General features: G+C 59.3%; 18 protein-coding genes. 16 read left to right on the forward strand and 2 right to left on the reverse strand.

Features of this window, described 5'->3' with window-relative positions:
- The first annotated feature begins 11 nt into the window (after positions 1-11).
- The 16 genes from rseP (at position 12) to ispD (ending at position 20,046) form a co-directional block, all read left to right on the forward strand.
- Positions 12-1,364, forward strand: a complete 1,353-nt coding sequence (gene rseP, locus BOP93_RS06320) for a sigma E protease regulator RseP (protein WP_104501946.1) — start codon at positions 12-14, stop codon at positions 1,362-1,364.
- Positions 1,365-1,438: 74 nt separating this feature from the next.
- A complete protein-coding gene (gene bamA / locus BOP93_RS06325) occupies positions 1,439-3,826 on the forward strand; it encodes an outer membrane protein assembly factor BamA (protein ID WP_104501947.1) in 2,388 nt (795 codons plus the stop codon).
- Between the two features lie 45 nt (positions 3,827-3,871).
- The gene (locus BOP93_RS06330) at positions 3,872-4,375 is read left to right on the forward strand and encodes an OmpH family outer membrane protein (RefSeq protein WP_003189173.1); all 504 of its coding nucleotides are present in this window, start codon (positions 3,872-3,874) and stop codon (positions 4,373-4,375) included.
- Between the two features lie 3 nt (positions 4,376-4,378).
- Positions 4,379-5,434 carry a UDP-3-O-(3-hydroxymyristoyl)glucosamine N-acyltransferase gene (lpxD, locus tag BOP93_RS06335; protein WP_104501948.1) on the forward strand — a complete coding sequence of 352 codons (1,056 nt, stop codon included), beginning with the start codon at positions 4,379-4,381 and terminating at the stop codon, positions 5,432-5,434.
- Positions 5,435-5,545: 111 nt separating this feature from the next.
- Complete coding sequence (gene fabZ / locus BOP93_RS06340; RefSeq protein ID WP_003172281.1) at positions 5,546-5,986, forward strand: 3-hydroxyacyl-ACP dehydratase FabZ; 441 nt, start codon at positions 5,546-5,548, stop codon at positions 5,984-5,986.
- Positions 5,983-6,759, forward strand: coding sequence for an acyl-ACP--UDP-N-acetylglucosamine O-acyltransferase (gene lpxA / locus BOP93_RS06345; protein WP_057723196.1), 777 nt, complete (start codon positions 5,983-5,985; stop codon positions 6,757-6,759). The genes fabZ and lpxA overlap by 4 nt, the downstream gene beginning before the upstream one ends.
- Before the next feature lie 2 nt (positions 6,760-6,761).
- A complete protein-coding gene (lpxB, locus tag BOP93_RS06350; RefSeq protein ID WP_104501949.1) occupies positions 6,762-7,901 on the forward strand; it encodes a lipid-A-disaccharide synthase in 1,140 nt (379 codons plus the stop codon).
- A complete protein-coding gene (rnhB, locus tag BOP93_RS06355; RefSeq protein ID WP_104501950.1) occupies positions 7,898-8,530 on the forward strand; it encodes a ribonuclease HII in 633 nt (210 codons plus the stop codon). Before lpxB ends, rnhB begins: the two co-directional genes overlap by 4 nt.
- 78 nt (positions 8,531-8,608) lie before the next feature.
- Positions 8,609-12,130 (forward strand): DNA polymerase III subunit alpha, encoded by a 3,522-nt coding sequence (dnaE, locus tag BOP93_RS06360; protein ID WP_104501951.1) that lies wholly within the window; start codon positions 8,609-8,611, stop codon positions 12,128-12,130.
- Positions 12,131-12,258: 128 nt separating this feature from the next.
- Positions 12,259-13,206, forward strand: a complete 948-nt coding sequence (locus BOP93_RS06365; protein ID WP_016976871.1) for an acetyl-CoA carboxylase carboxyltransferase subunit alpha — start codon at positions 12,259-12,261, stop codon at positions 13,204-13,206.
- A gap of 161 nt (positions 13,207-13,367) precedes the next feature.
- Entirely contained in the window at positions 13,368-14,687 is a 1,320-nt protein-coding gene (gene tilS / locus BOP93_RS06370) for a tRNA lysidine(34) synthetase TilS (RefSeq protein ID WP_104501952.1), read from the forward strand.
- A gap of 273 nt (positions 14,688-14,960) precedes the next feature.
- Complete coding sequence (locus BOP93_RS06375) at positions 14,961-16,592, forward strand: CTP synthase (RefSeq protein ID WP_057723190.1); 1,632 nt, start codon at positions 14,961-14,963, stop codon at positions 16,590-16,592.
- Between the two features lie 5 nt (positions 16,593-16,597).
- The gene (kdsA, locus tag BOP93_RS06380) at positions 16,598-17,443 is read left to right on the forward strand and encodes a 3-deoxy-8-phosphooctulonate synthase (protein ID WP_003189190.1); all 846 of its coding nucleotides are present in this window, start codon (positions 16,598-16,600) and stop codon (positions 17,441-17,443) included.
- 156 nt (positions 17,444-17,599) lie between these two features.
- The gene (gene eno, locus BOP93_RS06385; RefSeq protein ID WP_104501953.1) at positions 17,600-18,889 is read left to right on the forward strand and encodes a phosphopyruvate hydratase; all 1,290 of its coding nucleotides are present in this window, start codon (positions 17,600-17,602) and stop codon (positions 18,887-18,889) included.
- Between the two features lie 171 nt (positions 18,890-19,060).
- Positions 19,061-19,339 carry a cell division protein FtsB gene (gene ftsB, locus BOP93_RS06390; RefSeq protein ID WP_057723188.1) on the forward strand — a complete coding sequence of 93 codons (279 nt, stop codon included), beginning with the start codon at positions 19,061-19,063 and terminating at the stop codon, positions 19,337-19,339.
- Entirely contained in the window at positions 19,336-20,046 is a 711-nt protein-coding gene (ispD, locus tag BOP93_RS06395; protein WP_104501954.1) for a 2-C-methyl-D-erythritol 4-phosphate cytidylyltransferase, read from the forward strand. Before ftsB ends, ispD begins: the two co-directional genes overlap by 4 nt.
- 3 nt (positions 20,047-20,049) lie before the next feature.
- On the opposite strand, the gene BOP93_RS06400 is transcribed toward ispD, so the two are convergent.
- Complete coding sequence (locus tag BOP93_RS06400) at positions 20,050-23,076, reverse strand: membrane-targeted effector domain-containing toxin (protein WP_104501955.1); 3,027 nt, start codon at positions 23,074-23,076, stop codon at positions 20,050-20,052.
- A gap of 69 nt (positions 23,077-23,145) precedes the next feature.
- Positions 23,146-24,042, reverse strand: a complete 897-nt coding sequence (locus tag BOP93_RS06405; RefSeq protein ID WP_104501956.1) for a LysR substrate-binding domain-containing protein — start codon at positions 24,040-24,042, stop codon at positions 23,146-23,148.
- Positions 24,043-24,133: the final 91 nt, after the last annotated feature.

Genomic DNA, 24,133 nt, shown 5'->3' on the forward strand with positions numbered 1-24,133 from the left:
GGAGAAATTAGATGAGTGCGCTCTACATGATTGTCGGCACCCTGGTTGCTCTGGGTGTGCTGGTTACCTTCCACGAATTCGGCCACTTCTGGGTGGCGCGTCGTTGCGGCGTCAAGGTACTGCGCTTTTCCGTCGGTTTCGGCATGCCGCTGGTTCGCTGGCATGATCGTCGTGGCACTGAGTTCGTGATCGCAGCCATCCCGTTGGGTGGCTATGTGAAGATGCTCGATGAGCGAGAAGGCGAGGTGCCTGCGGATCAGTTGGACCAATCCTTCAACCGCAAGACCGTGCGCCAGCGTATCGCCATCGTGGCTGCCGGCCCCATTGCCAACTTTTTGTTGGCGATGGTGTTTTTCTGGGTCCTTGCCATGCTCGGCAGCCAGCAAGTGCGACCGGTGATCGGTGCGGTCGAGTCAGGCAGTATGGCGGCCAAGGCCGGGCTGGTTGCGGGTCAGGAAATTGTTTCTATTGATGGCGAGCCCACCACCGGTTGGGGTGCGGTCAATTTGCAGTTGGTGCGCCGACTGGGCGAGAGCGGTACCGTCAATGTGGTGGTGCGCGAGCAGGACTCCAGTGCCGAAAGCCCGCGTGAGCTGGCTCTGGACCATTGGCTTCAAGGCGCTGACGAGCCGGATCCGATCAAGTCCCTGGGCATTCGTCCGTGGCGTCCGGCGTTGCCGCCAGTGCTGGCCGAGCTTGACCCCAAAGGCCCGGCCCAGGCCGCAGGTCTTAAAGCCGGCGACCGGCTGTTGGCCCTCGATGGCCAGGCGCTGGGTGACTGGCAGCAAGTGGTCGACCTGGTGCGTGTACGTCCTGATACCCAAATTGTGCTGAAAGTTGAGCGTGAAGGTGCTCAAATCGACGTCCCGGTGACTTTGTCGGTTCGTGGGGAAGCCAAGGCCGCCGGGGGTTACCTGGGGGCCGGGGTCAAAGGTGTCGAATGGCCGCCATCGATGGTGCGAGAGGTCAGCTTCGGGCCGTTGGCCGCGATTGGCGAGGGTGCCAAACGCACTTGGACCATGAGCGTGCTGACCCTCGAATCCCTCAAGAAAATGTTGTTCGGCGAGCTCTCGGTAAAAAACTTGAGTGGACCGATAACCATTGCTAAAGTGGCGGGCGCTTCTGCCCAGTCGGGTGTCGCGGATTTCCTGAATTTCCTGGCTTATCTGAGTATCAGCCTTGGAGTTCTGAATTTGCTGCCCATTCCAGTATTGGATGGGGGGCATCTGCTGTTTTATCTGGTCGAGTGGGTGCGTGGTCGCCCCTTGTCGGATCGGGTGCAGGGTTGGGGGATACAGATCGGTATCAGTTTGGTGGTCGGAGTGATGTTGTTAGCTCTGGTCAACGATCTGGGACGACTGTAACGCTTCGCTGAATTGCGAATCTGCCGCATTTTGCGGCAGTTTGTTTATTGCCAGTTGGAATAAGAAAGGACTTCATGAAACGTCTGCTGCTAACTGCGGTTCTCACCGTATTGATGATCGCCGAAGTTCACGCCGAGTCCTTCACCATCTCCGATATTCGCGTCAACGGCCTCCAGCGGGTTTCCGCGGGTAGCGTCTTTGGTGCCTTGCCGTTGAACGTCGGGGAACAGGCTGATGATCGTCGCCTGGTGGAATCCACTCGTGCGCTGTTCAAAACCGGGTTCTTTCAAGATATCCAACTGGGTCGCGAAGGCAATGTCCTGGTCATCACCGTCGTCGAGCGGCCTTCCGTCGCGAGCATCACGATCGAAGGCAACAAGGCCATCTCCACTGAAGACCTGATGAAAGGGTTGAAGCAGTCGGGTCTGGCCGAGGGCGAGATCTTCCAGCGCGCCACCCTTGAAGGTGTGCGTAACGAACTGCAGCGCCAGTACGTTGCCCAGGGCCGCTACTCGGCGAGCGTGGAAACGGAAGTGATTCCGCAGCCGCGTAACCGGGTAGGCTTGAAGGTCAACATCAACGAAGGCACCGTCGCGGCCATTCAGCACATCAACGTGGTGGGCAACACCAAGTTCGCTGATGAAGACCTGATCGGCCTGTTCGAGCTCAAGACCACCAACTGGTTGTCATTCTTCAAGAATGATGACAAGTACGCCCGTGAGAAATTGTCCGGCGACCTGGAACGCCTGCGCTCCTACTACCTGGACCGTGGCTACATCAATATGGACATCGCTTCGACCCAGGTGTCCATCACCCCGGACAAGAAGCACGTCTACATCACCGTCAACGTCAACGAAGGCGAGAAGTACAAGGTTCGTGACGTCAAGCTCAGCGGTGACTTGAAAGTGCCTGAAGACCAGGTCAAGTCCCTGCTGCTGGTCCAGAAGGACCAGGTGTTCTCGCGCAAGCTGATGACCACCACCTCCGAGCTGATCACCCGTCGCCTGGGTAACGAAGGCTACACCTTCGCCAACGTCAACGGCGTGCCGACCCCGAACGATGAAGACCACACCGTGGACATCACGTTCGTGGTCGATCCAGGCAAGCGAGCCTACGTCAATCGCATCAACTTCCGCGGCAACACCAAGTCCTCGGACGAAGTGCTGCGTCGTGAAATGCGCCAGATGGAAGGCGGTTGGGCGTCGACTTACCTGATCGACCAATCCAAGACCCGACTTGAGCGCCTGGGCTTCTTCAAGGAAGTCAACGTCGAAACCCCGGCCGTACCGGGTGTGGATGACCAGGTCGACGTGAACTACGCCGTTGAAGAACAAGCCTCGGGCTCGATCACCGCCAGTGTCGGTTTCGCGCAGAGCGCCGGTTTGATCCTGGGTGGTTCCATTACCCAGAACAACTTCCTCGGTACCGGTAACCGTGTCTCCATCGGCCTGACCCGAAGCGAATACCAGAGCCGATACAACTTCGGCTACACCGACCCCTACTGGACTGCAGACGGTGTGAGCCTGGGCTACAACGCGTTCTATCGCACCACTGACTACAAAGACCTCGACGTTGACGTTGCAAGCTATGCGATCGACAGCCTCGGTGCCGGTGTGAACGTGGGTTACCCGATCAGCGAGACCTCGCGTCTCACCTTCGGCCTGACCGCGCAGCAGGATGAGATCAAGACCGGTGTCTACACCGTGGACGAAATCTTCGATTTCACCCGCCGTGAAGGCGACAAATTCCTGAACTTCAAGGCGTCTGCCGGCTGGTCCGAGTCGACCCTGAACAAAGGCGTACTGGCCACCCGTGGCCATTCCCAGAGCCTGACTGCGGAAGTCACCACGCCGGGCAGCGACCTGTCGTTCTTCAAGCTCGACTACCGCGGCCAGTTGTTCCAGCCGTTGAGCGACAACTACACCATGCGCCTGCATACCGAACTGGGCTATGGCGACGGTTACGGTTCGACCAATGGCTTGCCGTTCTATGAAAACTACTACGCGGGTGGCTTCAACTCGGTACGTGGCTTCAAGGACAGCACCTTGGGTCCTCGTGGTACGCCGAGCCGTGGTTTTGCTGCGACCGGTAACCAAGGCACTGTGGTTGACTCTGATAACGACCCGCTGCCGTTCGGCGGTAACGTATTGATCCAGGGTGGTGCGGAAATTCTGTTCCCGCTGCCATTCGTGAAAGATCAGCGTTCCCTGCGTACTTCGGTCTTCTGGGACGTGGGTAACGTGTTCGACTCCAAGTGTGAACAGGTCACCAACCCCAACGGTTCGCGGTCCAACACCCAGTGCAACGACGTGAGCCTCAGCAATCTGGCGAGCTCCGTCGGTGTGGGTGTGACCTGGGTGACCGCGCTGGGCCCGTTGAGCTTTGCTCTGGCCATGCCGATCAAGAAACCGGATAACGCTGAAACCCAGATTTTCCAATTCTCCCTTGGCCAGACGTTCTAAGCGTCTGACCTAAGATAACGACAACGGATTCTGTAGGAGTACATCGTGCGTAAGTTGACTCAATTGGTCCTGCTGGCCACTGTGCTGGTAACCACCCCGGCCTTCGCCGAAATGAAAATTGCCGTGCTGAACTATCAGATGGCCCTTCTGGAATCTGACGCGGCCAAGCGTTACGCCGTGGATGCCGAGAAGAAATTCGGTCCGCAACTGACCAAGCTCAAGACTCTGGAAAGCAGCGCCAAGGGCATCCAGGACCGTCTGGTTGCCGGTGGCGACAAGATGCAGCAAGGCGAGCGCGAGCGTCTGGAGCTTGAGTTCAAGCAAAAGGCCCGTGACTACCAGTTCCAGTCCAAGGAACTGAACGAAGCCAAGGCGGTTGCCGACCGCGAAATGCTCAAGCAGCTCAAGCCCAAGCTCGACAGCGCCGTGGAAGAAGTCATCAAGAAGGGTGCCTTTGACCTGGTGTTCGAACGTGGCGCCGTGATTGACGTCAAGCCTCAATACGACATCACCCGCCAGGTGATCGAGCGCATGAACCAGCTGAAGTAAACCATGACTGCGACTATCAAGCTCGGCGAGTTGGCCGAGTTCCTGGGGGCCACCTTGCGTGGCTCCAGGGAGAAGGAAATCACTGGGCTAGCCACCTTGCAGGAGGCTGGCCCAGCTCAGTTGAGCTTCCTGGCGAAGCCCCAATACCGTAAGTATCTGGTCGACTGCCAAGCCGGCGCCGTGTTGCTTACGGCCGTCGATGCCGAAGGGTTTACTGGGGACGCGCTGGTGGTGGCTGACCCTTACCTGGCTTTTGCCCGGGCGTCGCACCTGTTCGCTCCAAAATCCAAGGCCAGCGCTGGTATTCATCCGTCTGCGGTGATCGCCGATGATGCCCAGGTTGATCCCTCGGCCAGCATTGGTGCCTTTGCGGTGATCGAGAACGGCGCACGTATTGGCGCGGGTGTAACGGTCGGCGCTCATTGCTTTATCGGCGCGCGTTGTGAAATCGGTGTCGATGGCTGGCTTGCTCCTCGCGTGACCCTTTACCACGACGTGCGTATCGGTGAGCGGGTGGTTCTGCAGTCGGGCGCTGTGATCGGTGGTGAAGGTTTTGGTTTTGCCAATTCCAAAGGTATTTGGCACAAGGTTGCCCACGTCGGCGGCGTATTGATCGGCGATGACGTGGAAATCGGCGTGAATACTGCCGTCGATCGTGGAGCCTTGGCCGATACGGTCATAGGCAACGGCGTGAAGCTCGACAACCAGATCCATATCGCTCACAACGTGCAGATTGGCGACCACACCGCCATGGCGGCATGCGTGGGCATTTCCGGCAGTACCAAAATCGGCAAGCATTGCATGCTCGCCGGTGGCGTCGGGCTGGTGGGGCATATCGATATTTGCGACAACGTCTTCATCACCGGCATGACCATGGTCACCCACTCGATTACCGAGCCGGGTTCCTATTCTTCCGGTACCGCCATGCAGCCCTCGGCTGAATGGCGCAAGAGTGCAGCACGCTTGCGGCAGCTCGACGACATGGCTCGACGTCTCAAACAGCTGGAAAAGCGTGTTGGGGACGTGACCCCTGGCGGTAATGCTTCATCAGAAGGCTGATACCATTTCCATATCAAGTGTGCACAGCCGCTAGACTGCCTCCTTGATTTGCTAGCGGGGCGTGCTTTTAGTCCGCCCGCCCCCAATCTTTATTACAGGCTTCCCCCCGAAATGATGGACATCAACGAGATTCGCGAATACCTGCCTCACCGTTATCCGTTCCTGCTGGTGGATCGTGTAGTGGACCTCAATGTTGAGGAAAAGCGCATTCGTGCCTATAAGAATGTCAGCATCAACGAACCGTTTTTCAATGGCCACTTTCCTGCGCATCCCATCATGCCGGGTGTGTTGATCATCGAAGCAATGGCCCAGGCTGCCGGTATCCTTGGTTTCAAAATGCTTGACCTCAAGCCTGCTGACGGCACGCTCTACTATTTCGTGGGCTCGGACAAGTTGCGTTTCCGCAATCCGGTCACTCCGGGCGACCAGTTGATCCTGGAAGCCAAGTTCATCAGCTGCAAGCGCCAGATCTGGAAGTTCGAATGCCAGGCTTCGGTGGATGGCAAGCCGGTGTGCTCTGCCGAGATCATCTGTGCGGAACGCAAACTATGAGTTTGATTGACCCTCGCGCAATCATCGATCCGTCGGCCGTACTGGCCGCCGACGTTGAGGTCGGCCCCTGGTCGATCGTCGGCGCAGGTGTGGAAATCGGCGAGGGGACTGTCATCGGGCCACACGTGATCCTCAAGGGTCCGACCCGCATTGGCAAACACAATCGTATCTACCAGTTTTCCTCGGTAGGCGAAGACACCCCGGACATGAAGTACAAGGGTGAAGAAACACGCCTGGTCATCGGTGACCACAACATCATCCGTGAAGGCGTGACCATTCACCGTGGCACCGTGCAAGACCGCGCCGAGACTACGCTGGGTGATCACAACCTGGTGATGGCCTATGCGCATATCGGCCACGACAGCGTGATAGGCAACCATTGCATCCTGGTCAACAACACCGCGTTGGCCGGGCATGTGCATGTGGATGACTGGGCGATTCTGTCCGGTTTCACCCTGGTGCATCAATACTGCCATATCGGCGCCCACAGCTTTTCCGGCATGGGCACCGCCATCGGCAAGGATGTCCCTGCATTCGTCACAGTGTTCGGCAACCCTGCCGAAGCCCGCAGCATGAATTTCGAAGGCATGCGCCGTCGCGGTTTCAGCGACGACGCAATCCAGGCCCTGCGCCGCGCCTACAAGACGGTTTACCGTCAAGGGCTGACGGTTGAGCAGGCGCTGATCGAACTGGCAGAACCTGCAGCGTCGTTCCCGGAAGTCGCGGTGTTTCGTGACTCGATCCAGGCGTCGACTCGCGGCATTACCCGCTGATCATGGCCAAGTTGCGTATCGCATTGGTCGCCGGGGAAGCTTCCGGCGATATTCTCGGCGCCGGCCTGATGCGGGCTCTCAAGGTCCAGCACCCGGCAATCGAATTTATCGGTGTCGGCGGCCCCTTGATGCAGGCTGAAGGCCTCACCTCCTACTTTCCGATGGAGCGCCTGTCGGTCATGGGATTGGTCGAGGTGCTGGGGCGCCTGCGTGAATTGCTCGCTCGGCGCAAGCTGCTGATCAAGACGCTGATCGACGAAAAACCCGACGTCTTTATCGGTATCGATGCCCCGGATTTCACCCTCAATATTGAGCTCAAGCTGCGCCAGGCCGGGATCAAGACTGTGCACTATGTCAGCCCGTCCGTATGGGCGTGGCGGCAAAAGCGTGTGCTGAAGATTCGCGAAGGCTGCGACTTGATGCTGACCCTGCTGCCGTTCGAGGCCAGGTTCTACGAAGAGAAGGGCGTGCCGGTGCGGTTTGTCGGCCATACCCTGGCCGATGCCATTCCTTTGCAGGCTGACCGTGACGCGGCGCGGACCGAGTTGGGGTTGGCCGCCGGCCCGCTGGTCGCGTTGATGCCGGGCAGCCGGGGAGGGGAAGTCGGACGCCTTGGCAGCCTGTTTTTTGATGCCGCCGAACGTCTGCAGGCACTCAAGCCAGGCGTTCGTTTTGTGCTGCCGTGCGCCAGCCCGCAGCGTCGCGCGCAAATTGAAACACTGCTGGAAGGGCGCAACCTGCCCCTGACCCTGCTCGACGGTCAGTCGCACCTGGCCCTGGCCGCTTGCGATGCCGTACTCATCGCGTCGGGCACCGCAACCCTGGAAGCCCTGCTGTACAAGCGTCCGATGGTCGTGGCCTATCGCCTGGCGCCGCTGACCTTCTGGATTCTAAAGCGCATGGTCAAGAGCCCGTATATTTCCTTGCCCAATCTGCTGGCCCAACGGTTGCTGGTGCCGGAGTTGTTGCAGGACGATGCTACGCCCGAAGCGCTTGCGCAAACTCTACTACCCTTGATTGACGGCGGCGAAGAGCAGACCCGTGGTTTCGACGATATTCACCGTATCTTGCGCCGTGATGCATCGAACCAGGCGGCGGATGCCGTGCTGAACTTGATCGTCCATAAACAGGAAGCCTTATGAGCACGCAGATGGGCCTGGATTTCAGCCTGGTTGCACAGGCCCATGAACTGGTGGCGGGTGTCGACGAAGTCGGGCGCGGCCCGTTGTGCGGCGCAGTCGTGACGGCGGCAGTGATCCTCGACCCGAACCGTCCGATCCTGGGCCTTAATGATTCGAAAAAACTCACTGAGGCCCGTCGTGAAAAGCTCTATGACGAAATCTGTGAGAAGGCCCTGAGTTGGCACATCGCCCGGGCGGAAGTGGAAGAAATCGACGAGCTGAACATCCTGCACGCCACTATGCTGGCCATGCAGCGTGCGGTTGAAGGGCTGCATATCACGCCCAGGCTCGCGATGATCGACGGCAACCGTTGCCCCAAACTGACGATGCGCGCCGAAGCCGTGGTCCAGGGCGACAGCAAGGTACCGGCCATTGCGGCGGCGTCGATCCTGGCCAAGGTCAGCCGCGACCGCGAAATGGCGGCTTTCGAGTTGGTTTATCCCGGCTACGGCATGGGCGGCCACAAAGGCTACCCGACGCCCGTTCATCTGGAAGCTTTGGCGCGACTCGGTCCTACGCCGATCCATCGCCGCTCGTTCGCCCCGGTGCGTCAGGCTTATGAGTTGCGTGACAGCCTCATCGAGGTCTAGTCCGCCAGGCTGATGTTTTGCTCAAGGCTCGGTACAATCCCGGGCCTTGTTGTTTCCAAGTTACTGCACAGGATCACTATGCCGGCTTCATTCGTTCATCTACGCCTGCACACTGAATATTCCCTGGTCGACGGCCTGGTGCGGATCAAGCCGCTGGTCAAAACCCTGGTGGGCATGAACATGCCTGCGGTGGCGGTTACCGACCAGAACAACATGTGCTCCCTGGTCAAGTTCTACAAAAACGCCATGGGCGCGGGTATCAAGCCGATCTGCGGCGCCGACCTGTGGTTGTCCAACAAGGACCCGGATAACCCCCTGAGCCGCATCAGCCTGCTGGCGATGAACGGCGTGGGTTACCGCAACCTGACCGAACTGATTTCCCGTGGCTTTATCGAGGGGCAGCGCAATGGCTCGATCATCATCGAGCGCGAGTGGGTGGCCGAAGCCAGCGAAGGCGTGATCATGCTCTCGGCCGCCAAGGAGGGCGAGATCGGTATCGCGCTGCTTGGCGGCAACCCGCAGGAAGCCGAAGTGCTGGCCCGCGAGTGGATGCAGGTCTTTCCCGACCGCTTTTATCTCGAAGTGCAGCGCACCAACCGTCCCAACGATGAAGAGCATCTGCACGCCGCCGTGGCCCTGGCCGACAAGCTGGGCGCGCCGCTGGTGGCGACCAACGATGTGCGCTTTATCAAGAAGGAAGATTTCGAAGCCCACGAAACCCGCGTGTGCATCGGTGAAGGCCGCGCCCTGGACGACCCGCGCCGTTCGAAGAACTACAGCGAAGAGCAGTACCTCAAAAGCGCCGAGGAAATGGCCGAACTGTTCAGCGACCTGCCCGAGGCCTTGGAAAACTCGGTCGAAATCGCCAAGCGCTGCAATATCGAAGTGAAGCTGGGCAAGCACTTCCTGCCCAACTTCCCGATTCCCGATGGCATGACCATCGACGAGTACTTTCGCAAAGTGTCGTTCGACGGCCTTGAGGATCGCCTGCGCGTCCTGTTGCCCAAGGACACCACCGAAGACTACGACGCCAAGCGCCAGGTCTACGTCGACCGGCTGAATTTCGAGCTGGATATCATTATCCAGATGGGGTTCCCCGGTTACTTCCTGATCGTGATGGACTTTATCCAGTGGGCCAAGAACAACGGTGTACCGGTAGGTCCGGGCCGGGGGTCAGGTGCGGGCTCGTTGGTGGCCTACGTGCAGAAGATCACCGACCTTGACCCATTGGAATATGATCTGCTGTTCGAACGCTTCCTGAACCCGGAACGGGTGTCCATGCCCGACTTCGATGTCGACTTCTGCATGGACGGCCGCGACCGCGTGATCGAATACGTGGCCGAGAAGTATGGCCGCAATGCGGTGAGCCAGATCATCACCTTCGGTTCCATGGCCGCCAAGGCCGTAATCCGCGACGTGGCCCGGGTGCAAGGCAAGTCCTACGGCCTGGCCGACCGCCTGTCGAAGATGATCCCTTTCGAAGTCGGCATGACTCTGGAAAAAGCCTACGAGCAGGAAGAAATCCTGCGCGACTTCATCAAGGTTGATGAAGAAGCCGCTGAAATCTGGGACATGGCGCGCAAGCTCGAAGGCGTGGTGCGTAACGTCGGTAAGCACGCCGGCGGCGTGGTGATCGCGCCGACCAAGCTGACGGACTTCTCGCCGATCTACTGCGATGAAGAAGGCGACGGCCTGGTTACCCAGTTCGACAAGGATGACGTGGAGGCGGCCGGCCTGGTGAAGTTCGACTTCCTCGGCCTGCGCACCCTGACGATCATCGACTGGGCGCTCAAGACCATCAACCGCGATCGCGCCAAGGTGGGCGAGGAGCCGCTGGATATCGCGTTCATCCCGCTGGATGACAAACCGACCTACAGCCTGCTGCAGAAAGCCGAAACTACGGCAGTGTTCCAGCTTGAATCCCGGGGCATGAAGGAGCTGATCAAAAAGCTCAAGCCCGACTGCCTGGAAGACCTGATCGCACTGGTGGCCCTGTTCCGTCCGGGGCCGTTGCAGTCCGGCATGGTGGATGACTTCATCAACCGTAAGCACGGCCGCGCCGAACTGGCGTACCCGCACTCCGACTATCAGTACGAAGGCCTCAAGCCGGTACTGGCGCCGACCTACGGCATCATCCTGTATCAGGAACAGGTGATGCAGATTGCCCAGGTCATGGCGGGCTACACCCTCGGCGGCGCGGACATGTTGCGTCGCGCCATGGGTAAAAAGAAACCCGAGGAAATGGCCAAGCAGCGCGGCGGTTTCATTGAGGGCTGCGCCACCAACAATATTGACGCTGACCTGGCGGGTAACATCTTCGACCTGGTGGAGAAGTTCGCCGGTTACGGCTTCAACAAATCCCACTCCGCCGCCTATGGCCTGGTGTCGTACCAGACCGCCTGGCTGAAAGCCCACTATCCGGCGCCGTTCATGGCGGCGGTACTCTCGGCGGATATGCACAACACCGACAAGGTCGTGACCTTGATCGAGGAAGTGCGCACCATGAAGCTGCGCCTCGACGCGCCGGACGTGAACGCCTCTGAGTTCAAGTTCACGGTGAACGACGAAGGCCGCATCATTTATGGCCTCGGCGCGATCAAGGGAGTCGGTGAAGGCCCCGTGGAAGCCATCACCGAGGCGCGTCAGGACGGGCCCTTCAAGGACCTGTTCGACTTCTGCGCGCGGGTCGACCTCAAGCGCATCAACAAACGTACCCTCGACGGCCTGATCCGCAGCGGCGCGCTGGACCGTCTTGGCCCGTACTTCCATGACGAGCCGAAGGCCTACCAGGCCAATATCGACCGCAATCGCGCGGTGTTGCTCACCGCCATGGAAGAAGCGATCAAGGCCGCCGAACAGACCGCCCGGACCCATGACAGCGGCCACGCCGACCTGTTCGGCGGGTTGTTCGTCGAAGAAGACGCGGATGTGTATGCCAACCACCGCAAAGCCAAGGATCTGACCCTCAAGGAACGCCTCAAGGGTGAGAAAGACACCTTGGGCCTGTACCTCACCGGTCACCCGATTGATGAGTACGAAGGCGAGATCCGCCGTTTTGCCCGCCAGCGCATCATCGACCTGAAACCGGCGCGCGATACCCAGACCGTCGCCGGCATGATCATTGCCCTGCGCGTGATGAAAAATAAGAAGGGCGACAAGATGGGCTTCATTACCCTCGATGACCGCTCGGGCCGGATCGAAGCCTCGCTGTTCGCCGACGCGTTCCACTCCGCCCAGTCGCTGCTGCAGACCGACGCCATGGTGGTGGTGGAAGGGGAGGTCAGCAACGACGACTTCTCCGGCGGCCTGCGCCTGCGCATCAAGCGCGTGATGAGCATGGAAGATGCACGCACCAATCTGGCCGAAAGCCTGCGCCTGAAGGTCAGGACCGACGCACTCAAGGGCGATCAGCTACGCTGGTTGGGCGACCTGCTCAAGCGTCACCGTGGCGCGTGTCCGGTGACCATGGAGTACACCGGCAACGACGCCAAGGCCATGTTGCAGTTTGGCGAGACCTGGCGAATTGATCCGGCGGATGGCTTGATTCAAGCATTGCGTGACCAGTTCGGGCGAGACAACGTCTTCCTCCAATACCGTTGATGGTCAGCGACCCTGACCTCGGCTGAACATTTAATCTCGACCTGAACGCGCCTCTCCCTTAAGGTAGGGCGCGAACAGACAACCGGCTGGCCAGGCACCCCTTGGCCGTCGACCCAAGACGGACGCTTATGAACCCGAATTTTCTTGATTTCGAACAGCCGATCGCTGACCTGCAAGCCAAGATCGAAGAGCTGCGCCTGGTCGGCAATGACAATTCGCTGAATATCGGCGATGAGATCGCCCGCCTGCAAGACAAGAGCAGCACGCTCACCGAAGACATCTTCGGCAAGCTGACCAGCTGGCAGATCGCGCGTCTGGCTCGCCATCCGCGCCGTCCTTACACCCTGGACTACATTCAGCACATCTTCACCGAATTCGACGAGCTGCATGGCGACCGCCATTTCTCCGACGACGCGGCCATCGTGGGCGGTATCGCACGCCTGGACGACCAGCCGGTGATGGTGATCGGTCATCAGAAAGGCCGTGAAGTACGTGAAAAAGTGCGTCGCAACTTCGGCATGCCGCGTCCGGAAGGCTACCGCAAAGCGTGCCGCCTGATGGAAATGGCCGAACGCTTCAAGATGCCGATCCTGACGTTCATCGACACCCCGGGTGCTTATCCTGGGATCGACGCCGAAGAGCGCAACCAGAGCGAAGCGATTGCCTGGAACCTGCGCGTCATGGCGCGCCTGAAAACCCCGATCATCGCCACCGTGATCGGTGAAGGCGGTTCCGGCGGTGCATTGGCCATTGGCGTCTGCGACCAACTGAACATGCTGCAATATTCGACCTATGCAGTGATCTCACCGGAAGGTTGCGCCTCGATCCTGTGGAAAACCGCCGAAAAGGCGCCGGACGCTGCCGAAGCCATGGGCATCACCGCGGATCGCCTCAAAGGCCTGGGGATCGTGGACAAAGTGATTGCCGAGCCACTGGGTGGCGCGCACCGTGATCCGGCTGCCGCTGCCGCAACCATCCGCGCCGAACTGGGCTCGCAACTGGCGATGCTCAAGAAGCTGGATAACGAAGCGCTGCTGGCCCGTCGTTATGAGCGCCTGATGAGCTACGGTCTCTAAGTCGACGCCGTAAGTTAATGTGGGAGGGGGCTTGCCCCCGATTGCCGAGTATCAGTCACTGTATCAGGTGACTGACACACCGCTATCGGGAGCAAGCCCCCTCCCACATTGCTTTGTGTATGCTCGGTCAATGTATTCCAGATTTGCGGCGGTAACCTCTGATGAAACCGGCTCTGCCCGCCAGGTTCCTGCAAGCCCTGGCCCCCTGGCGCGACGCCCCGGCCTGGCATATCGCTTTCTCTGGTGGGCTCGATTCCACCGTGCTGCTGCATCTTCTGGCCACCCTGGCAAAGTCCGAAACATTACCGCCCCTCTGCGCCGTGCATGTTCATCATGGCCTGCAAGCGGCCGCCGATGCGTGGCCCGCTCATTGCCAGTCGGTCTGCGACAGCCAGGGCGTGCGCTTGCGCATCCTGCGCGTGCAGGTACAACCCGGTCCCAGCCTTGAACGCGCGGCCCGCGACGCGCGTTATCTGGCCTTTTCCGGAGTGATCGGCGCAGGGGAGGTGTTGCTCACCGGACAACATCGCGACGATCAAGCCGAAACCCTGTTGTTCCGCCTGCTGCGCGGTGCGGGCGTGCGTGGGCTTGCCGCAATGCCTGCGCAGCGTACGCTGGCGGCGGGGCATCTGGTGCGGCCGTTGCTGGATGTCGGGCGTGTCGAGCTGCAAGCCTACGCCCACGAACATCACTTGAAGTGGATCGAAGACCCTTCGAACGCCGATCCACGCTTCTCCCGCAATTATCTTCGACACCATGTCTTCCCAGGGCTGGCGCAGCGCTGGCCGCAAGTGGTTTCAAGCCTGGTCCGCACGGCTGAGCATTTGCGAGAAGCCCAGGGTTTGCTCGATGAGCTGGCCGTCATGGACCAGCAGTGCGCCGATCAACCCTCGCCGTTTCCCTGGCTGCCGTTGCGCTCTTTGCTTCTTGCACCCTTGCGCGAGCTTCCCGATGCCCGTCAGCGCAACGCACTGCGCCATTGGCTGGCTCCGCTGACCCGCCTACCCGACAGCGGCCATTGGGCCGGCTGGATTTCTCTGCGCGATGCCAAAGATGATGCGCAGCCCCTGTGGCGTCTGGCCGACGGCGAGCTGCACCGTTGCGGTGACCGCATCTGGTGGTTGCCGTCTATGTGGTCGGAATTTTCCGACGCGTCAGTGAGCTGGCCCGATGCGCAAAAACCACTGGAGTTACCCGGCAACGGTCAGTTGAAGTTCACTGGCAACGCTCCCGAAGGTCCGTTGCAGGTCCGTTACCGACAGGGTGGTGAAGTCATCGAAGTGCCAAATCGCGGTCGGCGCGACCTGAAGCGGCTGCTTAACGAAAGCGGGCTGCCGGGCTTCGTGCGTGGCAGATTGCCGCTGCTGTATCGGAGCGAGCAATTGCTGGGGGTGCCCAGCGTCGCTGGACGCTGGGCAGTGCCAAGTGAGGGCTGGCAATTACATTGGATGCCACAGACCTGCGATCAAGGTTTGAGCTGATAGCGCCTTTCCGGTAGACTACGCTCCCTTCTTGATACAACTTCTGTGGATTCGCCTGAATCGCAGCAGTTGCCGATTACCAAGCAGTCTTTGCTGGGCGATTCCAAAAAATGTGTAGCGATCAACGTACCGGTGTTCCATTGCTGGTCTGTCACAACGCGGCGGTTTTTTTGAAAGGTGCACTGTGATTAATGCAGGTGATCGGGGGCTTCGGCCTCTCTTCGCTTTCCCCGGCGGCTCGGACCGCTTTAACGCAGACTTCTAGGGTTTTTCATGACGCGCTACATATTCGTCACGGGCGGTGTTGTTTCTTCATTGGGGAAAGGCATTGCCTCCGCTTCATTGGCGGCCATCCTGGAGGCGCGGGGGCTTAAAGTCACCATGCTCAAGCTGGACCCGTACATCAACGTCGACCCGGGCACCATGAGCCCGTTCCAGCACGGTGAAGTGTTCGTCACGCATGACGGCGCCGAGACCGACCTGGACCTGGGCCACTACGAGCGGTTCATCCGCACGACCATGACCCAGAACAACAATTTCACCACCGGCCGTGTCTACGAGCACGTGCTGCGCAAGGAGCGCCGTGGTGACTACCTGGGGGCAACCATCCAGGTCATCCCGCACATCACCGACGAAATCAAGCGCCGCATCATCAAGGGCGCGGGCGATGCCGACGTGGCGATGGTCGAGATCGGTGGCACCGTGGGTGACATCGAATCCCAACCGTTCCTCGAAGCCATCCGCCAATTGCGTTTCGAAGTCGGCGCCAAGCGCGCAATGCTGATGCACCTGACATTGGTGCCTTACATCGCCACCGCCGGCGAAACCAAAACCAAGCCCACCCAGCACTCGGTCAAGGAGCTGCGTTCCATCGGCCTGCAGCCGGACGTGCTGGTATGCCGTTCCGATCACCCGATCGACATTTCCTCGCGTCGCAAGATCGCGCAGTTCACCAACGTTGAAGAACGTGCGGTAATTGCCCTGGAAGACGCCGACACCATCTACAAGATTCCGGGCATCCTGCACTCGCAAGGCCTGGACGATTTTGTGGTCGAGCGTTTCGGCCTGCAGTGCAATGGCGCGGATCTGTCCGAGTGGGAAGCTGTGGTCGACGCCAAGCTCAACCCCGAGCACGAAGTCACCATCGCCATGGTCGGCAAGTACATGGAACTGCTCGATGCGTACAAGTCGCTGATCGAGGCCATGAGCCACGCCGGTATCAGCAACCGTACCAAGGTCAACCTGCGTTACATCGACTCCGAAGACATCGAGAACCAGGGCACCGCGCTGCTCGAAGGTGTTGACGCGATCCTGGTTCCCGGCGGTTTCGGCCTGCGCGGCGTGGAAGGCAAGATCACTGCCGTGCAATACGCTCGCGAGAACAAGGTGCCTTACCTGGGTATCTGCCTGGGCATGCAAGTGGCCGTTATCGAGTTCGCCCGTAACGTGCTGGGCTGGAAAGACGCCAATTCCACCGAATTCGATCACACCAGTGGCCATCCGGTCGTGGGTCTGATCACCGAGTGGGAAGACGCCACTGGCGCCGTTGAAACGCGTACCGAAAGCTCCGACCTGGGCGGCACCATGCGCCTTGGGGCACAGGACTGCCTGCTGGAAGCCGGTTCCCTGGTACACGACTGTTATGGCAAGGACGTGATCGTCGAACGTCACCGTCACCGTTACGAAGTGAACAACAACCTGCTGCCACAGATCAAAGAAGCCGGCCTGAAGATTTCCGGTCGCTCCGGTGACGGCAAGTTGGTTGAGGTGGTCGAGGCGCCGGATCATCCTTGGTTCGTGGCCTGCCAGTTCCACCCTGAGTTCACCTCGACGCCGCGCGATGGTCATCCGTTGTTCAGCGGTTTCGTCAAAGCTGCACTGACGCAACATCAGAAGAAGGCATAACCCTGATGGCCCAGAAGATCATTCGCGTAGGCGACATTGAAATTGCCAACGACAAGCCCATGGTGCTGTTCGGCGGCATGAACGTACTGGAAAGCCGCGACATGGCGATGCAGGTCTGTGAAGAGTACGTGCGGGTTACCCAGAAGCTGGGTATCCCTTATGTGTTCAAGGCCAGCTTCGACAAGGCCAACCGTTCGTCCGTGACCTCCTATCGCGGCCCGGGCCTTGAAGAAGGCATGCGGATCTTCCAGGACATCAAGCAAGCCTTCGGCGTGCCGATCATCACCGACGTCCACGAGCCTGAGCAGGCTGCCGTGGTCGCCGAGGTGTGCGACATCATCCAGCTGCCGGCCTTCCTGTCGCGCCAGACCGACCTCGTGGTCGCGATGGCCAAAACCGGCGCTGTGATCAATATCAAGAAAGCCCAGTTCCTCGCACCTCAGGAAATGAAGCATATCCTGAGCAAATGCGTGGAGGCGGGTAATGATCAGTTGATCCTCTGCGAGCGCGGTTCGAGCTTCGGCTACAACAACCTCGTGGTGGACATGCTCGGTTTCGGCATCATGAAACAGTTTGAATACCCGGTGTTCTTCGACGTGACCCACGCGCTGCAAATGCCCGGCGGTCGCTCGGACTCCGCCGGTGGGCGTCGCGCCCAGGTCACCGACCTGGCCAAGGCGGGCATGAGCCAATCCCTCGCCGGCCTGTTCCTGGAAGCCCACCCGGACCCGGACAACGCCAAATGCGACGGCCCTTGTGCCCTGCGCCTGGACAAGCTGGAGCCGTTCCTGGCCCAGCTCAAGCAGTTGGACGAGTTGGTCAAGAGTTTTCCGACGGTAGAGACCGCGTAAGTGTCGTTTCTCCGGTAGAATTTCCCACGCTTTATGCTCAGGCCCCAGGCCTGAGCCTTGTCGTCTGCAAGCCTGCCCTGTTGTTCCACCCTTGCGGTCGGTCAAAAGATTTCCTTCAGCTGCGTCGTTTTCGTCAACTTTGGAGTGTTTACAACAATGGCAAAAATCGTCGACATCAAAGGTCGTGAAGTTCTCGACTCCCGTGGCAACCCAACCGTCGAAGCCGACGTGCTTCTCGATAACGGCATCATCGGCAGCGCCTGCGCGCCGTCCGGTGCTTCCACAGGTTCCCGTGAAGCGCTGGAACTGCGTGATGGCGACAAGAGCCGTTACCTGGGCAAGGGTGTACTCAAGGCCGTGGCCAACATCAACGGCCCGATCCGTGACCTGTTGCTGGGCAAGGACCCGCTGGACCAGAAAGCCCTGGACCACGCGATGATCAAGCTCGACGGCACCGAAAACAAAGGCAGCCTGGGCGCCAACGCGATCCTCGCCGTGTCCCTGGCCGCCGCCAAGGCGGCTGCCCAGGATCAGGACCTGCCGTTGTACGCGCACATCGCCAACCTGAACGGCACTCCGGGCGTGTACTCGATGCCGGTGCCGATGATGAACATCATCAACGGTGGCGAGCACGCTGATAACAACGTCGACATCCAGGAATTCATGGTGCAGCCAGTGGGCGCCAAGACCTTCTCCGAAGGCCTGCGCATGGGCACCGAAATTTTCCATCACCTCAAGGCTGTACTGAAGGCCCGTGGCCTGAGCACTGCTGTGGGTGACGAAGGTGGTTTCGCGCCGAACCTGGCGTCCAACGAAGATGCACTGAAAGTGATCTCCGAAGCCGTGGCCAACGCCGGCTACAAACTGGGCACCGACGTGACTCTGGCGCTGGACTGCGCCGCCAGCGAATTCTATGAAGACGGCAAGTACAATCTGTCCGGTGAAGGCCAGGTGTTCAACTCCGAAGGTTTTGCCGAGTACCTGAAAGGCCTGACCCAGCGCTACCCGATCATCTCGATCGAAGACGGCCTGGACGAGTCCGACTGGGACGGCTGGAAAATCCTCACCGACAAGATCGGCGAGAAAATCCAATTGGTGGGCGACGACCTGTTCGTGACCAACACCAAGATCCTCAAGGAAGGCATCGACAAGAAGATCGCCAACTCGATCCTGATCAAATTCAATCAGATCGGCACCCTGACCGAAACCCTGGAAGCCATCCAGATGGCCAAGGCTGCGGGCTACACTGCCGTGATCTCCCACCGCTCCGGCGAAACCGAAGATTCCACCATTGCCGACCTGGCCGTGGGCACTTCGGCGGGTCAGATCAAGACCGGTTCCCTGTGCCGTTCCGACCGCGTGTCCAAGTACAATCAATTGCTGCGCATCGAAGAGCAACTGGCGGGTAAAGCCAAGTACAACGGTCGCAGCGAGTTTCGCGGCTAAGCAGTAAATGGTAAAAAGTCAGCGGACTACGTCGGAAATCTCACGATAGTGTGAGTTTCGGCGTTACTCTGCTGACTGACAAGCACAAGCCTGGGTTTTCCAGGCTTCGTGCTATCAGTTGCTGCAAAAGGTTTGCGTGATTGTCTTTTTTCACTGGATACCCGGATTTCGATGCGCAGTCCCAATTGGTTGTTCCTCGTCTTGCTCTTGTTGCTGGCTGGCCTGCAGTACCGTCTATGGGTCGGTAATGGCAGCTTTGCGCAGGTGGAAGAACTGACTCAGCAAATTGCCGACCAGCACGCCGAAAATGAACGTCTGCTGGAGCGCAACCGCGTCCTTGATGCCGAGGTGCTCGAGCTGAAGAAAGGTACCGAAACCGTCGAAGAGCGTGCTCGTCATGAGTTGGGCATGGTCAAGGAGGGCGAAACCCTCTACCAGCTGGCCCAATGAGTACCGCGTTGCCGGCCTTCTGGGCCGTGATTCCTGCCGCGGGCGTCGGTGCCCGTATGGCCGCGGACCGTCCCAAGCAATACCTGCAACTGGGCGGACGCACTATTCTCGAACACAGCCTCGGCTGTTTTCTCCACCATCCATCGCTCAAGGGCCTGGTAGTCAGTCTGGCTGTCGATGATCCTTACTGGCCCACCCTGGCGTGTGCCACCGACCCGCGTATCCAGCGTGCGGACGGCGGCTCGGAACGCTCGGGCTCGGTGCTGAATGCATTGCTGCATCTTAATGCTCTGGGCGCCAGTGATGATGACTGGGTGCTGGTGCACGATGCCGCGCGGCCCAACCTGAACCGTGACGACCTCGACAAACTGTTGGCTGAGCTGGCGGATGACCCGGTGGGCGGTCTGCTGGCGGTGCCGGCCCGCGACACCCTCAAGCGCGTCGACAAGCAGGGCCGCGTGGTGGAAACCGTCGACCGCCGCCTGATCTGGCAGGCGTATACGCCGCAGATGTTCCGCCTGGGCGCCTTGCACCGCGCTCTGGCGGACAGCCTGGTCGCCGATGCCATGATCACCGATGAAGCTTCGGCCATGGAGTGGTCCGGCCAGGCGCCGCGTCTGATCGAAGGGCGTGCGGATAACATCAAGGTCACCCGTCCAGAAGACCTCGAATGGCTGCGTCAGCGCCGGGGTTATCAAGCGTCCTGACCCTCAGCCGCTGACTTGCTGCATCCCCGGCTGGGTTTTCAGCTCGTTTACCAATGCCTCAATGCTGTCGAATGGCTTCTGATCGATAGACCAGCCGCACGCATTGATCAAATATCGACCCTCCTGGCCGTTGATCCTGACATAACGCAGCTCCCCACGTCGGGAACGATAGCCAATGTGGCTGGCTTCGCAGAGCATGAATTGGCCCGGTTGCGTCAGCAGTGTCTGGGCCGACTTCACCACTCGACTGTGCGAAGGGCCAGGCTGCGGTTCCACTGCGTGCTGCAAGGCGGCAGGATCAACGCGCAACACCAGGTTGGCTTTGACTGTGCCTTCCCCTTTGTTGAGGCCCAGGCTGGCAGTGCGCCCCGGATCGACTTCGATGCCCAAATGTTGGGCGCCCACCCTGTCTTCTATGCGCAGGCCGATGCTGCTGGTGAGTTCGGCAATCCCAGGGATGTCCTTGAAGGTATTGGTATGGGTATCGCCCACCAGTGCGACCCATTTACCTGGTTGGCGCTTGGTGGTCTGGATCCATTGAATCACCTCGGTGGCGTAATAGTTCATCATCCGCTGGCGCAGGGTGCCCGCACTGTCGCGCATATCGCGAAGTATGTAGCTCGCGGTGCAGTCGATCGGCTGGATCTTGATCCCGGCGTCTCGGGCTTTGGCCACGACGTTTCGGAAAGAGTAATAGTGGTTTCGGGGCAGTGGGTAGATCCCGTTCAGATAGTTTGTCAGCTCCTCGGCCATGGAGGCGCTCTTTGAGCGATAAAAAGCCTTCAACATTGGAACGTGCACATCCGTCAAAAGATGTTCGAAGTAGATGCGTTTGACGCCTTGGCTGGCGAGTAGCTGCATGTTGTCGATCAGAAAGGCTTTGCTCGATTCGGCGCTGTGGCTTTCACCGATCACAAGGCCGTCGCTGGCACGCAGCAATTTCTCGATAATGCTTTGCTGTGATTCGTTCAAGCTCAAGCGGGGGAGTACCGGCTGCAGCGGTGAATAGGGCAGTTGGTTAAAGAAGATCGCCGAATCCTGGTTTAATTGACTCCTTTTTTCAAAGAACAGTTTCCGGGCGTTGCTGATCAATGGTGCATCCATTCCGAAGGGTTCGAAGTCTTCCGCAAATGAGCTGGTGTCGGTGAGCATCTGCATGACGATCGCGCGCGCGGGGGCTGGCATCTGGTAAGCGCTGAAGAAACTCAACTGCTGGGCGCCTCCGAACAGTTTGTAAACTCGTTGCCAGGCATTGCGAAATGCCCCGCCTCCGGCCAATCCGGCACGTCGCCATTGCAGGTCGGAACTTTGAATAGCGTAGAGCCCCGTGGATTGAATCTTATCGGGGGCTTCTGGATTATTCACGAACAGCTCAAAGAAACCCCAGTTATTAGGGCTTTTGTAGGTCAGGAAGGCCTCGCCCTGAATCTTGATGGTCTGCAAGCCGCTGGGGGATGTTGCAGCGACCAGGGGGCGAGTCTCGGTTTGGGCGGAGGCGGGGGCCAAAGTGATGATCTTGACGCTGATCTGACCCTCCTCTGCCCGCGTAGCCTGGCCAAGTACAGGGCGTAGCGCCTCCAGGCTGCTCACGCCTTTGCTGATGCCGTGGATAACCACTGGAAGCGCGTTCAGGGCGCCGAACACTATGCGCTCGACGGCGTGGGGTTTGTCTTTGAGCGCGTCATCGGTGCCGATAGCCATTCCAGTCAAGCCCGATGTTACGAAGCAAAACTCCGCCAGCAACGCCACGCCCATGGTCAGCGCCACGGGGATCGCCAGCAGACAGGCTTTATCCAGGGCGTCAAGGGTGTCGGCCTTGAACGCGTCCAGGGGCGAGACAATGGTTTTGGCTGCCAATTTTGCAATTCGAGTGCGGATCTGTCGCGCGATAAACGCAAATGGGTCGCTTCTGAGTGCCGGATACATCGGGTTATTGATGTATTGCTCCGGGTCCCAGTAGCCGTTGTGCAACAAACTGTTGAAGAAACCGGGAGGGCTGGAGGATTCCGGGTACATCGCCATCCCGATCAATGCTTCCTCGACGCCACTGTAGATCAGGCCGGAGTCAACCGAGTCGGGTTCAAAGTGGTTGGTCAGGGCTTTGCGCTGGGTCGGGTCCTTAGCCACTTTCACCAACGCATTACGCATGTCCGATGGGCTGTTGAAACCATGGATGGGCGAGGAGTTGCCCGGGATGTACAGCAGGGTGACCTGGCTCTGGTTGTCGGTAATCGCAAGAATGTCGGTGGCGTCGAACTGATGAATGCGCAGCACACGCACGGACAGATTTTCATCCGGCGAGTAGGGCGCCTGAAAATCTTCGAGGGTCAGATTTCCGGCGTCCTTGTCGACGCCGATACCCGCCGCCCGTGCGGCCAGTTGCCGTTCGGCTGCGGTGAGCGTGAATTCTTCGTACTGATTGAGGTACGCCTTGGCGAAGGCGATGCGCATCAGGGTAGTGTAATTGTCCCGATGTTCGCCCCAGAACTGGGTGATTGCCTTGTCATAGGTTTGTTCGAAGTTGCTTGAGTCAATGACCTTTCTGAGAACAGCAGGCGCGATCTCCAGTTGGGTGGTCGGGTCGTAGACCTGAGGTTCGCTCTGCCGGTAAAGCGCCTCATACCGTCTGGGCGGGATCCAGCCGGAGGTGATGAACTCTTCGTTGAACATTTGCGGTATGCGGTTATCCATCAGGCGCGGCAGCTCATCAACGATATTGAAGTACGGCGCGATGGTGGAAAAGCCCGTGTTGTTGATCATGCCGCCAGGGGCCTGGGGCGCATTGCAGATCATGGCCTCGGTCAGGCTCATGGATTGGACGATCACCGCGGTGTAGGGCGCATTGGGATTATCGAGGTTGTATTCCAGCGTGGTCAGGAGCGTGGTATCCGGGTCCAGCTGTTCCTGGGTGAATGGCTGCAGATGCTCGTAAAGCAATTGGGCAGCGATAGCGCCGGGCACCGGAAAGTCAGCCAGGACCTTGCGTACAAAATGATTGATATGCTGGAGTTGCTGGGCGTTGGACGTCATGGGCTTGCCTGGGCTTGTAATGAAAGCGGTTATTAACCGGTGTCCAGGCAATGCACGAACGGTAGCTGTTTATGCTCGATAGACCGGATTGTCACCCAAGCCTTCTTTGAGAAAGTCCACCAGCTTCCTGACCTTCGGCGACAGATGCCGCTGCTGCGGATACAGTGCCCACACCGCCGTATTCGGTGGCTGATGTGCCTCCAGCAACGACACCAGCGCGCCACTGTGCAAATGCTCCAGCACGTAATAATCCGGCAACTGACACAGTCCTACGCCTTGTAGCGCTGCATCCAGCACCGCCTGCCCACTGTTACAGCGCCAGTTTCCCTGCACCCTTTGGGAAAACTCCCGCCCGTCCAGGGCCAATTGCCAGATATCCGAGCTGCCGATCAGGCAGTTATGCCGACTCAATTCCGACAAGCTATGTGGCCGGCCATACCGCTTCAGGTAGGAAGGGGAGGCGCACAGGTACATGCGTCGAGGTGCCAGGCGGCTGGCGACCATGCGCGAGTCTTGCAGGCGACCCAGGCGGATGGCCAAATCCAGGCCCTCGTGTACCAGATCCAGTTGGCGATTACTCAGTTCGATATCGACCCGTAACTGCGGATAGAGCGCCATGAACCTAGTTACCAGGGGCACGATAAAACGTTCGCCATAGGCCACCGCGCAGGTCATGCGCAACATGCCCTTGGGTTCGCTGGTTAGGTCGCCCACTGCACGCAGGGCTTCTTCGCGACCGTCCTGCAAACGTTGACAGTGGTGCAGGAAGGTCTGGCCTGCTTCGGTCAGCGTCACCTTGCGCGTGCTGCGATACAGCAGGCGCGTTTGCAGGCGTTCTTCCAGGCGCGCCACCTGACGGCTGATATGGGACGACGACACCCCAAGACGCTCGGCCGCTGCCGTGAATTGGCTGCATTCGGCCACGGCGACGAACTCATCGATGCCTTCCCAGCGGTTTTCCAACACGTTGATTGTCCCTGTATGGCAATAATGTTTTGCTTTTGCCTGGATTATTAATCAATAAGCCATGGTTTACACTCATTCCATCAATGTTCAA

Source organism: Pseudomonas orientalis (genome assembly GCF_002934065.1).
GTDB classification, from domain to species: Bacteria; Pseudomonadota; Gammaproteobacteria; order Pseudomonadales; family Pseudomonadaceae; genus Aquipseudomonas; species Aquipseudomonas orientalis_A.

Bases quoted from the DNA above. Each gene is read 5' to 3' on its own strand.
- fabZ (WP_003172281.1), top strand. From the start codon at position 5,546: ATGATGGACATCAACGAGATTCGCGAATACCTGCCTCACCGTTATCCG.
- dnaE (WP_104501951.1), top strand. From the start codon at position 8,609: ATGCCGGCTTCATTCGTTCATCTACGCCTGCACACTGAATATTCCCTG.
- BOP93_RS06400 (WP_104501955.1), bottom strand. From the start codon at position 23,076: ATGACGTCCAACGCCCAGCAACTCCAGCATATCAATCATTTTGTACGC.
- lpxB (WP_104501949.1), top strand. From the start codon at position 6,762: ATGGCCAAGTTGCGTATCGCATTGGTCGCCGGGGAAGCTTCCGGCGAT.
- kdsA (WP_003189190.1), top strand. From the start codon at position 16,598: ATGGCCCAGAAGATCATTCGCGTAGGCGACATTGAAATTGCCAACGAC.
- eno (WP_104501953.1), top strand. From the start codon at position 17,600: ATGGCAAAAATCGTCGACATCAAAGGTCGTGAAGTTCTCGACTCCCGT.
- rseP (WP_104501946.1), top strand. From the start codon at position 12: ATGAGTGCGCTCTACATGATTGTCGGCACCCTGGTTGCTCTGGGTGTG.
- ispD (WP_104501954.1), top strand. From the start codon at position 19,336: ATGAGTACCGCGTTGCCGGCCTTCTGGGCCGTGATTCCTGCCGCGGGC.
- ftsB (WP_057723188.1), top strand. From the start codon at position 19,061: ATGCGCAGTCCCAATTGGTTGTTCCTCGTCTTGCTCTTGTTGCTGGCT.
- rnhB (WP_104501950.1), top strand. From the start codon at position 7,898: ATGAGCACGCAGATGGGCCTGGATTTCAGCCTGGTTGCACAGGCCCAT.
- lpxA (WP_057723196.1), top strand. From the start codon at position 5,983: ATGAGTTTGATTGACCCTCGCGCAATCATCGATCCGTCGGCCGTACTG.
- tilS (WP_104501952.1), top strand. From the start codon at position 13,368: ATGAAACCGGCTCTGCCCGCCAGGTTCCTGCAAGCCCTGGCCCCCTGG.
- bamA (WP_104501947.1), top strand. From the start codon at position 1,439: ATGAAACGTCTGCTGCTAACTGCGGTTCTCACCGTATTGATGATCGCC.
- lpxD (WP_104501948.1), top strand. From the start codon at position 4,379: ATGACTGCGACTATCAAGCTCGGCGAGTTGGCCGAGTTCCTGGGGGCC.
- BOP93_RS06375 (WP_057723190.1), top strand. From the start codon at position 14,961: ATGACGCGCTACATATTCGTCACGGGCGGTGTTGTTTCTTCATTGGGG.
- BOP93_RS06365 (WP_016976871.1), top strand. From the start codon at position 12,259: ATGAACCCGAATTTTCTTGATTTCGAACAGCCGATCGCTGACCTGCAA.